This is a genomic window from Beggiatoa leptomitoformis (genome assembly GCF_001305575.3).
GTDB classification, from domain to species: domain Bacteria; phylum Pseudomonadota; class Gammaproteobacteria; order Beggiatoales; family Beggiatoaceae; genus Beggiatoa; species Beggiatoa leptomitoformis.
The window spans coordinates 3,431,746-3,447,347 of record NZ_CP012373.2 but is presented as its reverse complement, the minus strand read 5'-3'; the positions used below and the strand labels follow the sequence as shown (position 1 = coordinate 3,447,347).

11 protein-coding genes are annotated in these 15,602 nt (G+C 42.1%); 10 read left to right on the top strand and 1 reads right to left on the bottom strand.

Annotated features, from left to right (window positions below; translation table 11 throughout):
- Nucleotides 1–44: 44 nt before the first annotated feature.
- Nucleotides 45–1,496: a magnesium transporter gene (gene mgtE, locus AL038_RS14550; protein WP_062154008.1), complete on the bottom strand. Its 1,452-nt coding sequence runs from the start codon at nucleotides 1,494–1,496 to the stop codon at nucleotides 45–47.
- Between the two features lie 220 nt (nucleotides 1,497–1,716).
- Here mgtE and AL038_RS14545 point away from each other — a divergent pair, with 220 nt between their 5' ends.
- From AL038_RS14545 to cmk, 10 genes are all read left to right on the top strand, one after another.
- Nucleotides 1,717–2,538 (top strand): endonuclease/exonuclease/phosphatase family protein, encoded by an 822-nt coding sequence (locus AL038_RS14545; RefSeq protein WP_062154006.1) that lies wholly within the window; start codon nucleotides 1,717–1,719, stop codon nucleotides 2,536–2,538.
- Between the two features lie 22 nt (nucleotides 2,539–2,560).
- Nucleotides 2,561–4,009, top strand: a complete 1,449-nt coding sequence (gene cls / locus AL038_RS14540; RefSeq protein ID WP_062154004.1) for a cardiolipin synthase — start codon at nucleotides 2,561–2,563, stop codon at nucleotides 4,007–4,009.
- Between the two features lie 47 nt (nucleotides 4,010–4,056).
- Nucleotides 4,057–4,827, top strand: a complete 771-nt coding sequence (locus AL038_RS14535; RefSeq protein ID WP_236839403.1) for a class I SAM-dependent methyltransferase — start codon at nucleotides 4,057–4,059, stop codon at nucleotides 4,825–4,827.
- Between the two features lie 446 nt (nucleotides 4,828–5,273).
- A complete protein-coding gene (gene yhbY, locus AL038_RS14530; protein WP_062154002.1) occupies nucleotides 5,274–5,573 on the top strand; it encodes a ribosome assembly RNA-binding protein YhbY in 300 nt (99 codons plus the stop codon).
- A gap of 14 nt (nucleotides 5,574–5,587) precedes the next feature.
- A complete protein-coding gene (gene tilS / locus AL038_RS14525) occupies nucleotides 5,588–6,892 on the top strand; it encodes a tRNA lysidine(34) synthetase TilS (protein WP_062154000.1) in 1,305 nt (434 codons plus the stop codon).
- A 119-nt stretch (nucleotides 6,893–7,011) separates the two neighbouring features.
- Complete coding sequence (locus AL038_RS14520; protein WP_062153998.1) at nucleotides 7,012–10,989, top strand: glycosyltransferase; 3,978 nt, start codon at nucleotides 7,012–7,014, stop codon at nucleotides 10,987–10,989.
- Nucleotides 10,990–11,638: 649 nt separating this feature from the next.
- Complete coding sequence (gene pheS / locus AL038_RS14515) at nucleotides 11,639–12,637, top strand: phenylalanine--tRNA ligase subunit alpha (protein ID WP_062153996.1); 999 nt, start codon at nucleotides 11,639–11,641, stop codon at nucleotides 12,635–12,637.
- A gap of 3 nt (nucleotides 12,638–12,640) precedes the next feature.
- Complete coding sequence (locus AL038_RS14510; RefSeq protein ID WP_062153994.1) at nucleotides 12,641–13,501, top strand: prephenate dehydrogenase/arogenate dehydrogenase family protein; 861 nt, start codon at nucleotides 12,641–12,643, stop codon at nucleotides 13,499–13,501.
- Nucleotides 13,502–13,524: 23 nt separating this feature from the next.
- Nucleotides 13,525–14,841 (top strand): 3-phosphoshikimate 1-carboxyvinyltransferase, encoded by a 1,317-nt coding sequence (gene aroA / locus AL038_RS14505; RefSeq protein ID WP_062153993.1) that lies wholly within the window; start codon nucleotides 13,525–13,527, stop codon nucleotides 14,839–14,841.
- Between the two features lie 3 nt (nucleotides 14,842–14,844).
- On the top strand, nucleotides 14,845–15,546 hold the full coding sequence (gene cmk, locus AL038_RS14500; RefSeq protein ID WP_062153991.1) for a (d)CMP kinase: 702 nt from the start codon (nucleotides 14,845–14,847) through the stop codon (nucleotides 15,544–15,546).
- The last annotated feature ends 56 nt before the right edge of the window (nucleotides 15,547–15,602 follow it).

Here is a 15,602-nt window from a genome sequence, read left to right as displayed (position 1 = left end):
ATTCCTCAAAGGTAAAGGGTACTCAAGAACTAAAAATGGTGTATTTAGTGAGGAAGCAAAAAAATCGTTGCTAGCCCCAGAAAAATAAAAAATCCCATACTATCGGTGAGTGCGGTTAGCATCACACTACTGCCCATCACAGGGTCACGTCCGCATTTGCTCAAACCGACGGGAATAAAAACCCCCGCTAATGCGGCAATCAGTAAGTTTAAAATCATTGCAGCCATCATCACAAGTGCTAAGCGTATGTCTTGATAAAGTAACAGTGCGAAAACACCTACCACACTTCCCCATAGTATGCCATTCATTAAACTGATAGTAATTTCTTTAAAAAAGAAGTGCAAAAAGTTATCTGCATTAATTTTTTTTAAGGCTAATCCGCGAATCACCAGTGCAACGGTTTGATTGCCCGTATTTCCGCCAATACTCGCAACAATCGGCATCAAGGTTGCCAACGCGACCAATTTTTCTATCGTGTCTTCAAACATACCAATGATGCGGGAAGCAATAAAGGCGGTCATTAAATTTAATGCTAACCACGCCCAGCGATTTCGTCCGCTTTTCCAAACGGGTGCAAATAGGTCTTCTTCCTCTTCTAAACCTGCTTGATTTAAACGTTCACGTTGCAAGGTTGCATCTATAAAATCCACGACAACATCAACGCCTAAACAACCAACCAATTGATTATGTGAGTTAATCACAGGTGCGGAAATTAAATCATAACGCTCAAAGGCTTGAGAAATTTCATGTGCTGAATCATCTGTATAAAAAGAAATAAATTCGTTGCGCATTACATCATGAACTGAATCATCGGGTGCGTGGATTAGTAATTCAGTGAGTGGTAAAACCCCTTTGATAATACTATTTCTATCAACAACAAAAAGTTGGTCGGTTTGATGAGGAATTTTCCCCAAACGGCGTAAATACCGTAATACCGTATCTAAATTAACATCCTCACGCACCGTAATCATGTCAAAATCCATTAATGCCCCTGCTGTTCCTTCAGGAAAACGCATGACCGATTGCACTTGCTCGCGGTTTTGACTATCCAATTGTGTCAGAATTTCAAAGACCGTATCTTTTGGTAATGCAGGCATTAAATCGGCAATTTCATCAGAGTCTAAATGTTCGGCAACATGAATAATCTGATGGCGTTCCATGTTTGCAATCAGACTGTCTCGTACCGCTTCAGCGGACTCCAAAAGAATCGCGCCATATTTTTCGACAGGAATCAGTTCCCAGACTTTTAAACGGTCATCTAACGGTAAACTCTCCAAAACAAAGGCAAGGTCGGCAGGATGTAGTTGTTCTAACTTATGTTTTAACTCAACAAGATGTTGTTTAGCAACCAATGATTGGACTAACTCATGACGCGGTGTATCTTGCTTACGCACCAACGCATTAACTAACTTTTGTTTTTCTAATAAGTGATTGACTTGTAGTAAAGTATCATGGAGATTGCGTTGATGGCGCAGTTCGTTATTATGAGTAGGCATGAACAATGAATCCTAACTTGCAATGGGTATTGTAGGTGCAAACAAATTCGCACTTACCAACTAATGACGTAAATCCTGATGTTCTATGTAAACAGCATCGTATGGATGACTAATAAAATATCCTTTTAAAAAGACCGTGGTAGGCAGTATAAATTTGTTCGTCGCGCAATCATTCTCTACTACACTTCAACGATAGCGAAAACACTGTAAACACATCACTATGCTAGATTTAATCTCATTAACAAAAACTTATCGTTTTATTCCCTCACCACAAATTATTTTAACTGACAACCATTTTTCTTTATCACAATTAACAAGCAGTCCGTTACGGATTCTTAACTGGAATATTGCTAAACGCAGTCATAGACACCATTGGATAGATGACTTTAAAAATATATTAGAAGAATATCAACCTGATATGCTTTTTTTACAAGAAGTTCGTTTAAACGAGACTATCCGTCATTTACTGACGATGGCAATGATGGGCTGGACATTTGCCCCAAACTTAATTGACAGAAAAACTAACACTTATTCAGGTGTACTCACCGCCTCTAAAATAAAACCGCTTCATACCCGCTCTATTTTTAGCGATACACACGAACCGATGAGCCGTACACCTAAAGTATCACTCTTAACGGAATATTCTCTGCCTAACACAGATGAAACATTATTAACTATTAATATTCATGGCATTAACTTTGTGAATAACCAAAAATTTTGCGCACAATTGCAAGCCGTCGAAAAAATTCTCATCCACCATCATGGCGCGATTTTATTTCTTGGTGATTTCAATACTTGGAATCCTAACCGTTTAACCGCACTCGCAAACCTTGCTACTCGGTTACAATTACAACCCGTGATGTTTGCACCAGATAAACGCAAACATATCAAACATTTTCTACGCTCCCCACTAGACCATATTTTTTATCGTGGCTTTGGAGAAAACCGCGCCAGTGCAGGTGTTCTTAACAATATCCGCTCTTCCGACCATAAACCCTTATTTGTTGAATTAACTGTGACAGCAAACACCTGCACACATTAAACAGGCACTTAAAACCCAGTTCATGCTAGGCATTGATACCACCTACTTAGCGATTCTTCATTGGCTAATTGTCATTAGTTTATCCATTCGCGTTATCATGCAACGTCATGCAGTTGGCGTGTCGCTCGCGTGGCTCACGGTTATTCTTCTTCTGCCATTTTTTGGGGCGGGAATCTATCTACTCGTGGGTGAAAACCGTTTAGGAAAGCGACGGGCAGAAAGAGCCTCACGCCTTCAAAAACCCTATCATGAATGGCTCAAATCCTTAGACGCGCAATATCAACTCAATTTTCCACTGCTTAACCCCGCCTGCGAAGCCTTGCACCGTCAGGCGATTGCAACCATTGGAATGCCTGCACTAGCAGGTAATCAGCTACAACTGTTAGATAAGACAGAAGATACTTTTCGTCTCATGATTGCTGATATTGACCAAGCAAAAGAAAGTTGCCACCTCGTTTTTTACATTTGCCAAACAGGCGGTATGGTCGACAACATCTTACAAGCCCTCATTCAAGCCGTACAACGGGGTGTCCGCTGTCGTTTACTGGTTGATGCGGTTGGCAGTTATGATTTTATCGACAGTTTTTGGGCAAAAAAATTACAAACCGCAGGCGTAGAAATAGAAGTTGCGTTACCTGTCAATGTTATTCGTAGCCTTTTTGTGCGCCTAGATTTACGCAACCACCGAAAAATTTTAGTGATTGACAACGAAATAGCCTACACAGGCAGTATGAACCTAGCAGACCCACGTTTTTTTAAAAAAGATGAAGAGATTGGACGATGGATAGATGCAATGGTTCGTGTCACAGGCGCGGCGGCAAAAGCCCTGAATGCGATTTTTGCAGGGGATTGGGAAATGGAAACCGATATTAGCCTTAAAACCAGCATTGCCGAACCACTACCTGATACCAGCCACCAACAAGGTTCAATCGTACAAGTGATTCCCTCAGGGCCTGGGCTTGCACCCGCTATCATTCATGGCATGTTACTCACCACCATCTACACCGCCCGTAAAGAATTAATCATCACAACCCCCTATTTTGTTCCCGATGAAGCCATGCAAACAGCACTTTGCACGGCGGCACATCGTGGCGTTATGGTGACAATTCTTGTACCTTCGCATGGTGATTCCCTACTTGTTCGCCTTGCCAGTCGCGCCCATTTTGATGAACTAATGGCGGCAGGTGTAAAAATTGCGGGCTATTATGGCGGATTATTACACTCAAAAACTATCAGCGTAGATGGCGAATTTAGCTTGATTGGTTCCGTAAATATGGATATGCGCAGCTTCTGGCTTAATTTTGAAATCACCTTATTTGTCTATGACGAAAATTTTACGCAACAAGTTAAAACTATGCAGACTAATTATTTAAAATACGCCTATTTTTTTGACCCCAACGCATGGAAAAAACGCCCTTTATTACATCGTTTTATAGAAAATGCAACCCAACTACTCAGCCCATTATTATAAAAAACCAACATGATTTTATTATCGTTACCACCAAAAAACTGCGTACAATGCACGGTCAACTTTTGCCAATTCCCCGTATAAATGCTATGCAAGCCATTGAATCACTACTTGCCCGCTTTCCTAAACAACGCCCCCCCTTACCCAGCGCGTATCAAGCCATTTACCACCAACATTATAAAAGCAACCGCGAAGGTAACAGCCAAGCCAGCCGTTTTGCGCATCGTTTTGAACAATGGATGCACCAACACATTGCCAAAGATTGCGAAACCTATACAACCCCTTACACCACCTTAGAAATTGGTGCAGGGACACTTAATCATTTACCCTACGAAAAAAACCACACCGCGTATGACATCGTAGAACCCTATACAGCGTTATATGCAAACTCACCACTATGCCCACAAATACAACATTTTTTCTCTGATATAAACGAAGTTACCCAGTCTTATAACCGTATTATTTCCATTGCAACATTTGAACATTTAGAAAATTTACCATTGGTAATTGCGCGTAGCGGTTTATTATTAAAACCCGATGGCGTGTTACGAGTAGCCATTCCCGCAGAAGGTGGATTTTTATGGAAATTAGCATGGATGATATCGACGGGGATTGAATTTCGCCTAAAATACAAACTGGATTACGGCGTACTCATGCGTCACGAACACATTAATACATGGCAAGAAATTCACACGCTACTCACCCACTGTTTTACAACAGTAGAACAGCGCGTCTTTGGTATCAGCCCTAACTTTTCGCTCTATCACGTCTATATCTGCCAACAACCCATAGAATCACGGTGTTTAGCAATTTGTGGTTAAACTCGAATATCGGTCTGAATCAGGATTTTCAGGATTAACAAAATTCGCAGAATTAAAAACATGCCAACAATTTCATCCTGAAAATTTTGATAATTCTGTGAATCCTGATTCAGACAAGTTATCGCTGAACTCATATTAAATCAGGATTTTCAGGATTAACCGCGTTATAAAGACAAAAAAACGTAGCCTATGCTAAATAATAATGGGTAAACACAATCATTGCCCAACATCAGAATCGTTAAACTTGAACGTGACATAACAAACCGCATTGACAATACTGTTAATCCTTAACATTCTGATGCAAACCATCGCGCAGACAAAAAGGTTAAGTAAAAATTATTCCTCATTGATGATAGAATCAACTGAATACACTAAAACCTATTGTGTTTTCCCCTCAAATCCCCAATACTCTCGCACTTTTTGCTGTTTTAGGAATATGCTGAATAATGTCTTTAACCACACATCAAACCCGTTACTTACGCAGTCTTGCCCACGCTTTAAAACCTGTTGTTATGATTGGCAATAAAGGCATCACCGACAGCTTACTGGCTGAATTAGATAACGCCTTAAATTTCCACGAACTTATCAAAGTTAGCATAGCCAGTGACGACCGCGAAGCACGACGCGAAGTCACACAAGCCCTTTGCGAAGCCAGCGGAGCGGAAACTGTCCAACTCATTGGACGCATAAGTGTTTTATACCGTCCTGCACAACCTGCACGCATTGTATTACCCAAAAAAGCCTAAGCGCATTTTTTTCAATGACAGACCCATTTTTAGCGCGACTCTCTGCCCGTTTACAGACCTATCGCGCTGTCCCTTGCTGGTGGGTGGCTTATAGTGGCGGCTTAGATTCCAGCGTGTTATTACAAGCCCTTGCCTGCTTACGCACAGAATTTCCTCAAGTCACCATCCGCGCCATACACATTCATCACGGCTTAAACCCCGCAGCCACTGATTGGGTACAACACTGCCAATCAGTTTGTCAAACCCTTGCCATTGAATGCGTTGTGCGTTACGTCAACGTTCAAGTACCCGCTGGTGAAAGTCTGGAAGCCTGCGCGCGTGAGGCGCGGTATCGTGCTTTTACCGACATCCTTTCTACAGATGAAGTCCTACTGACAGCCCAACACGCAGACGACCAAGCTGAAACAGTTTTGCTCCAACTCCTGCGCGGTGCAGGCACAACAGGGCTTGCCGCAATGCCCATGCAGAGTCATTTTGCACAAGGTTACTTATATCGTCCATTATTGGATGTGACACGGGCAACATTAGAACAATGGGCTAAACAACAAAAACTGACATGGGTTAATGACAGTTCTAATGACGATACCCGCTTTACGCGCAATTTTCTCCGCCACGACATCATCCCCCGATTACAACAACGCTGGACTAGCATTAATCAAACACTTTGCCGTGTTGCGCAACATCAAGCTGAAGCCGACGCACTTTTACAAGAACTAGCCATACAAGATTTACAAACCTGCAAAAGACATGAAAAAAATCAATTAACAATACCATCACTTATCCAACTATCCCCTGCTAGACAACGCAATGTATTACGTTATTGGTTACAACAGCTTGATTTTTCACTACCTAGCACGGCACAGCTTGCCCAAATTACCGATAAATTACTAACGGCTAAAACGGACGCACAACCACTCATTCGCTGGCAAGGTGTAGAAATTCGTCGTTATCAAGCGGTTTTATACGCTTTATCACCACTCCCCCCCGTTCCAACGGCTTATCAAGCCATTTGGCAACCGCCAACAACATTATCGCTTCCCTTAGGCAAATTAACGGCAACCGCAACATTAGGACAAGGCATTAAACAAACCGCTGCATTAACCATTCGGTTACGTCAAGGTGGAGAAAGCTGTTATCTACGTGGTTTACACCGCGAAGTAAAAACATTGCTACAAGCCGAACATATTCCCGCATGGCTACGCCCATTTTTCCCCCTCATTTATGTAGGAGAAACACTGGCCGCTATTCCAATGATTGCTGTATGTGATGGATTTCAAGCACAAACGGGGGAAAAGGGCTGGAATATTGCGTGGCAATAGCCGCGTTGTTAAGGGGGACTCGTTACTAAATAGCGAACCCCATTTTTATCCTATTCGCCCGAATAGATACCTTCATGTTATGCTTGTTTATTTCCCATCATCGGTAAATTACCAATCCAATGACGACTCGTAAGCCTCGCACCATTTTACTGCTCACCCGTTATGCTATTCCTGACCCAACAATACCCTTGGAAAAAACGGTATATGCGTGGCAATTAGCCCAACAAATCGCACAACATGGTTTTCAAGTGATTTGGGCGAGTAATACACACAGCACTACACCACAAACAACCATTCAATACTGCTATTGCCCAACAGCGCAAGCCTTGCAGACCCTGTTAGCAAACACCCCTGTAGATGTTGTTTTACTAGAAAATCAAAAGTTTAATGACTGGTTACCGACAGACTTTTCACAACCCATTGTCACCCACTTATTAACCCCTGCGAATCAATTTTTCTTCAGTCTTTTTGCAGAATCACCTGTTACAACACATCAAGCAGATACCCAAAAAACCATTTCCTTAACCCAACTATTTGACCCGCTCGGCACCGCTTTTTTAGATGGTGAATTATTTGACTATCAAAAAATTGCCCTAGATGGACTACTCGCAGCAACCGATGTGCGCGACAAAACTATCCTAGAAATCGGCGCGGATAATGCCAATGTTCTATATCAACTGCAATTAGCAGGCATGAAACAAGGTGTAGGCATTAATAACTGGTATTGGAAAAATAAAGCTGAAAAACAAAATATTACTGATAAAATTGTTCTCTGTCACGGCGATATTCGCGCACTACCATTTGAAGATGCCAGTTTTGACTTAATTTTTAATATCGCCGCGTTTGAACATATTCACGATTTTCCGACTGCCTTACGCGAAATGACGCGATTATTAAAACCCAATGGGATGATTTATGGATATTTTGGTCCTTTATGGTCTTCCGCTATTGGGCATCACCTATGGTTTACATACAATAGACACTGGATGCGCTTTACCGACCCCGACTCCTACGCCCATATCTTGCGTCCTTATGAACACTTACGTTTTACAAAAGATGAATTATTCGACAAATTAGCCAAACAATGGGGCGAAAAATTTGCAACAGAATTTGTTTATCAAATTTATGATAATCCACATATTAATCGTTACACCTACGCAGATTACCTCACCTTTTTTCAACAATCCGCGTTAGTGCTACGTTTATGCAATAATGTTGGGACAACCCCAATTGATGCTGATGTAAAACAACAACTGATACAACAACTACCCAATGGGCAACAGATTGATTTTACTTGCTCAACCCTAGAAGTTTTATTACAAAAACCTGCTCACCAAGCCACGACTCATCCCATGTCCGATTTAACACCAACCACGCTATCTACTGCCATTCCCTCAACCCAAAATCGTAAAGTATTTCTCATTACACATGGCATGTTTCCCGTTGCGGGCGAATCCGTGACGGGTAACGGCATCCGTGCATGGGGCTTAGCCATGGGTTTACGCCAACAAGGCTTCGAAGTCATTTACGCCACCCAAGCCAACACCATCCGCACAGTGCCAGAAAATGCGTTAGTAACACTTGTTCCCTATCAAGACTATGCACATTTACACAGCTTAATTAAAACATATCAACCCGCTGTTTTAATTGTCGGTTATTGGGAAATAATGCGCCAATTACCTGATAATTTTGAAATCCCTATCGTATTGGATTTACTCGCGCCACGCCTATTAGAAGCTGAATTTCAAGACCAGCACAATGTAGAACTAGAACTCATTGATTATATTTATACATTAAGCCGTGCCGACCACTTTTTATGCTGCACCAAACGACAAAAAGGCTTTCATCTTAGCTGGTTACTCATGAGCGGGATTAGTTGTAAAGATAACCCTTTAGATTTAATCCCTATTTCTGCCAGCCCGCAACTGCCACAACGTCCTATTCAACCGCCAGAACATCAACCCACATTTGTTTATGGTGGCGTGATTTGGCCTTGGCGCGACCCATCAGCATGGATGCTGATGATTATGCAGACCTTAGACGCACACGCGCGTGGAAAATTACACTTAGTTGTCGGTAAATATCCCCTCGCAGGGGGAGAGGCTGTTAGCCTAAAATTGCCAGATGAAGACCGTTATCAGCATATTCTGCACAAATCAGATTTAATGCCTTATAACGAAATGGAACAGTTTTATTTACAAGCGGATATTGGTATTGAATTAGGCACAAAAAACTGTGAACGAGAATTAAGTTTTTCTTTCCGTGTCATTGATTATTTACGTTGTGGTTTACCCGTTATCTGCAATGATTTTTTAGAAGTTGCCGACTTAATCCGCGAATATGATGCAGGTTGGGTGATTCCTTCGGATGACAATGACGCATTAACAACCGTTGTTGCACGCATTGTGACAGGCAAAGAAAATCTTGCACAAAAAAGTGCTAATGCACAACGCTTGATTTTAGAACAATTTAACTGGGAAAAAACCACGCAACCGTTGGTTAATTTCTGCTTAAACCCTCACAAATTAGCAAAACGTAGCCATTTTTTCATGGCATTAGCAAAACGCTTCAACCATGAACAAGATGCACAACTGTTGCAAGAAGAACTGAATAAAACAAAAGAAAAATTATCGGCTGAACAACAACTTTCTGCGCAAATCACAGAGGCAAAAGAACAAGGCTGGGCAGAATGTAACCGCTTAAAAGCAGACATCGATAATTTACAACATTTACAAGCAGCAACCGCGCAACAAGTCACGATTTGGCAAAATATTGCTGAACAACGTCGATTAAAAAGCCGTTTAACCCATATCGGACAAAGTGTAAAAACCGCTTACCGCGCTGTTGTAAAACGTTTTTTCACTCCCTTAGTCAATCGCATAACCAATCGTAAACAAAAACATTTGGCAATTATTACCCGCCACGATGTTTTCCCTGTTGACCACGGTGCGGCAGCCAAGATTTATCATACCGCGCGCGCCTTATCCTATCATTATGACGAGGTGTATCTCATCACCGCCGAACGGGAAAAATTTTATATATTTCATAATGGTATTATGCAAGAGGAACTTTATCCGCGCTTGTTACGGCGTTTATGGGCAATTCCTGAAACCAACTTACGGCAAACGCTGCATCAAAAATATGGCATTCCGCTAGATGACGCATTTTTGTTTTTCCCCTTATTAGATAATAATTTCCGTTTACGGGTGCTATACGTTGCATTACAGAAAAAAATTAATGTTTATCAAGCTGAATTTCCTGCTTATTTATCGGCTTGTCGTTGGGCGCATTTATTATTTAGAGGGCAAACCAGTATTGTTGAACACAATGTAGAATTTGCAAGAATTGCTAAGACTTATAATGTATCTAAAGCGACAGAACAATTTATGGCGGAGACTGAAATTCGTCTATGTCGTGCTGCGGATAACGTTATTGTCGTGTCACAGGCAGATTTAGAGCGTTTAGTTCAAGCAGGTGTGAATATTGCCAAATTAACACTTATCCCTCATGGTGTTGATTTAAAAATGTTTACACATCCATTTCCTTCTGCTGAAACCATACGTCAACGTTATGGTATCAGTGCGGATGATATGGTTTTAGTCTTTCATGGTATTTACGCATATCCACCCAATCGCCAAGCCGTAGAATTGATAGATACTGTTATATTACCTGCATTAAATCAACGTGGTTATTATCCAAAATGTTTAGCTGTGGGGAAATATCCACCTAAGCATAAAAACCACCCTGATTTATATTTTACTGATGTTGTTGAGCATGTTGCGCCTTATTTAAAAGCGGCGGATATTGCGATTGTTCCTTTACAAGATGGTGGTGGTACTCGCATGAAAATATTAGAGTATTTTGCAAGTAGCATTCCTGTTATTGCAACAGCAAAAGGGGCTGAGGGTATTCCTGTTATTAATGGGCAAACGGCATTGATTGAAGATGAGATAAATGCGTTTGTTGAAGCCATTATCCGCTTGATGACGGATACGCCTTTACGTCAGCGACTGGGTGCGGCGGGCAGACAATTTGTTGAGCAATATGATTGGCAAGCCATCGCTGAACATTATTGGCAAGTTTATGAAGGACAATAGAAATTAGGGATAAATATCCATAGGCTTCAAACTTCTTGCAACCGTATATTAGGTAAAGATGAATAACGGATACGTTCTCAATATTAAATGACAATAATACGTTCAAACATAGATAATATGAGCGTAAACATATTGAGAACGGTTCTAATGACATAACGATGATTGTAATAAGAAATAGCCACTTAATTATGTTTCTTTCAAATCCCGCATGATAAGCATTTATATAAAACTTCTAGCGAATGGTGGAGGAGCGAAAAGCATTCTATGCTTTATTCTTTATCAGTTTGTCTTTATAAATCTGGCGGGACAATAAAAACATTACCATATCGTCTTTTTCTTAGTAAGTTTGAGAGTACTAAACGGGTGAGAATAGAGTGTGATGGTCAGTAAAAAAAATGATTGTCTCAAGGATATATTGTAATTTCTTGTTGATTAACAAAATATTGCACGTGACAACTCCTTTATATTTTATTAACCTCACGTGTTTAGCATTCCGTTTTTCTAAAATAACTTGACCATCGCGAAAAAATTGCGAAAATGCTTGACTTTATTGTGCTTGAATTTTCGACTGTCTCTTGTATTAGTAATAATACGTATGGCACACTGAACAGTTTTTATTCCTCATAAACAACAAAGCAATGCAGTGACAATGAACGACCTCAGCCAACTGATTACGCAAGCCCAACAAGCTATTCAAAACGCAAATGATTTAAGTACATTAGACCAATTACGAGTGCATTTTTTGGGTAAAAAAGGGGTCTTAACTGAACAGTTAAAACAACTGGGTAAACTTTCCCCTGAAGAACGTCCCCGCGCGGGGCAGGTGATTAATGAAGCAAAAAACACGCTTCAATCCTTGCTAGAAAACCGTTATACCTTATTGCAATCAGCCGTGTTAGAAGCACAATTAGCGGCAGATAAAATTGATGTAACTTTATCAGGACGTGGACAAGTAAGCGGTGGGTTACACCCGATTACATTAACACGTCAACGGATTCAAGATTTATTTGTGCAATTAGGGTTTAGCGTAGAGGAAGGGCCTGAAGTAGAAACGGATTATTATAACTTCGAAGCCTTAAATATTCCGTCTTATCATCCTGCACGTGCAATGCACGATACGTTTTATTTTGATGCTCATACTTTATTGCGCACACATACTTCTCCTGTACAAATTCGTACTATGGAAAAACACCCGCAACCGCCATTGCGCATTATTGCACCCGGTCGAGTTTATCGGTGCGATTCTGACCAAACCCATACCCCCATGTTTCATCAAGTGGAAGGATTAATGGTTGATGAGGGCGTGTCGCTTGCGGACTTAAAAGGGATTCTCCATGATTTTCTGCAACGCTTTTTTGAGCGGGAATTAGAAATTCGGGTTCGTCCTTCTTATTTCCCTTTTACAGAACCATCCGCTGAAGTAGATGTGGAATGGATAGGTAAAAATGGTGAACGTCGTTGGCTAGAAGTTTTAGGCTGTGGCATGGTGCATCCGAACGTGTTTAAATCCGTTGGTATCGATACAGAAAAATATACAGGGTTTGCTTTTGGCATGGGTATTGAACGCTTGGCAATGTTACGCTATGGTGTGAACGACTTACGTTTATTTTTTGAAAACGACCTACGTTTTTTGCGCCAATTTACTTAAATAATGCTTATTCAACGCCTTACAATTATCGGTGTCGGTCTTATTGGTGGTTCATTCGCGCGGGCTTTAAAGCGGGCGCGTGTTTGTGCTGAAATCGTTGGTTGTGGACGACAACTGGATAATTTACAAGAAGCTCTGCGTTTAGGCGTGGTGGACCATTACACGACTGATTTAGCAACGGCTGTGCAGGATGCGGATGTAGTCGTGGTTGCTGTTCCACTAGGACACATTGCCTCCGTTTTTGCAACAATTCGTCCCATTCTTGCACCACATACAATTATTACTGATGTTGGCAGTGCTAAAGCCAGTGTTGTTGCGGATGCTTATCAGGAATTAGGTGAACATATTTGCCGTTTTGTGCCGGGACATCCAATCGCAGGGACAGAAAAAAGTGGTGTCGCCGCTTCGTTTGCCAGTCTTTTTGAGAATCGTCGTGTCATCCTCACCCCTTTAGCTGAAACTGACCCGCAAGCAACGGCATTAATAACTCAATTGTGGCAACACACGGGGGCTGAGGTCGTTAGCATGAGTGTTGAGCATCATGATGAAGTCTTAGCGGCAACCAGCCATTTGCCACATGTTTTAGCGTATAGTTTGGTGGATACACTGGCGCAAATGGAAGACCGTCGTGAAATATTCCGTTTTGCCGCTGGCGGGTTTCGGGATTTTACGCGCATTGCATCAAGTGACCCAAAAATGTGGCATGACATCTGTCTAGCCAACCGTACCGCAATTTTGCACGTGCTTGCTCATTTTAATGCGGATTTAGCAGAATTAGCTGACGCGATTGAACAAGGCGATAGTGCGCATATTCTCTCAATTTTTAGTCGTGCTAAAACTGCACGCGATAAATTTTCTGGTTAGTCCCTCACTAACAACTTGATACTATGACAATGACCCATTCGAAACGTTTTATTGTGCAACCGGGCGGACAATTACATGGTCAACACCGTGTTCCGGGAGATAAGTCTATTTCTCACCGTTCAATTATGCTGGGCGCATTAGCGGAAGGCACAACTCATGTGAGTGGTTTTTTAGAAGGGGAAGATACCCTAGCAACACTCGCCGCTTTTCAGGCAATGGGGGTTAATATCACCCGTCCAAGTCCATACGCAGTAACAATTGAAGGGGTTGGTTTGCAGGGCTTACAAGCACCACAACAAGCGTTGTATTTGGGTAATTCAGGGACATCAATGCGCTTAATGTCAGGTCTTTTAGCGGGGCAAGCCTTTTCTGTAGAGATGACGGGCGACCCATCTTTATCACGTCGTCCAATGAAACGGGTTACTGTACCTCTCGCACAGATGGGCGCAAATATTGAGACCGCAGATAATGGCACGCCACCGTTAAAAATCCACGCGGGACAAGGTTTACATGGCATTGATTACACAATGCCTATTGCCAGTGCGCAAGTAAAATCTTGTCTATTGCTCGCAGGTTTATATGCACAAGGTATCACGTGCATAACCGAACCTGCACCCACTCGTGATCATACCGAGCGGATGTTGCGCGGCTTTGGTTATCCCATTCAACAAGTGGATAATAAAGTTTGTTTACAAGGCGGTGGACGGCTACGCGGGACGGATATTGAAGTACCTGCGGATATTTCTTCTGCTGCATTTTTTATGGTTGGTGCAAGCATTGCGATAGGTTCGGATATTACGCTTGAACACGTTGGAATTAACCCAACTCGGATTGGGGTTATTAATATTTTACGGCTCATGGGTGCAAAAATTAGCTTGTTAAATGAACGTGAAATCGGTGGCGAACCTGTCGCAGATATTCGCGTACAAGCCAGCCCATTAAAGGGGATTCTCATTCCCATTGAACAAGTTCCTCTCGCAATTGATGAATTTCCAGCTATCTTTATAGCAGCCGCCTGTGCAGAAGGGGAAACCGTTCTCACGGGGGCAGAAGAATTGCGCGTAAAAGAAAGTGATAGAATTCAAGTTATGGCAGACGGTTTGCTTAAATTAGGCATAACCGCACAACCAACAGCCGATGGGATTGTGATTCAAGGCGGACAATTGCAAGGTGGAACAATAGATAGTCATGGTGACCATCGTATTGCAATGTCGTTTACGATTGCCGCATTACGCGCAAAAGCACCCATTGAAATTGAAGATTGTGCCAATGTTGCCACATCCTTCCCGACCTTTATTCAACTCGCACAAGCGGCGGGTGTTCAAGTACAAGAGGCGTAACGAATGACATATCAGTTCACCCCTGTTATTACCATTGATGGTCCGGGGGGTTCAGGCAAGGGAACGATTATGTTACGGGTTGCCCGCTATTTGGGCTGGCATACCTTAGACAGTGGTGCAATGTATCGAGTATTAGCCTTAGCTGCATTAAAACATCATGTGGCTTTAGAAGATGAAGTCGGTTTAGTGCGATTAGCAGGACAATTAGAGGTGCAATTTACCGCTCAACCAGATTTGAGTGATACGCACACGCTGCTAGAAGGGCAAGATGTTAGTGTAGAATTACGAACAGAAGCAACAGGTTCTGCGGCTTCTAAAATCGCATCGCTCGCAGGTGTACGGCTCGCACTTCTTAATCGCCAACGTGCATTTCGTCGCGCGCCCGGTCTGGTTGCTGATGGGCGTGATATGGGAACGGTTGTTTTTCCTGATGCGGGTGTAAAAATTTTTTTAACGGCAAGTGTTGAAGAACGTGCAGAACGACGCTATAAACAGTTGAAAGGCAAGGGAATGGATGCTAAACTTGTCGACCTTATTGTAGAAATCGCGGATCGGGATGAGCGGGATCGCAGTCGTGCTACTGCCCCATTAGTCCCTGCACAGGATGCGCAACTCATTGATACAACGGGTGTGTCAATTGAAAAAGTAGTAGCACAAATTTTACAGTTGGTGTCTGCCAATACTAAAAAACTCATGATTGCTTAACCCATTATTGGCAATTGTGGTCTCTTTTAATTAACCCACATACCACAACTATGTGG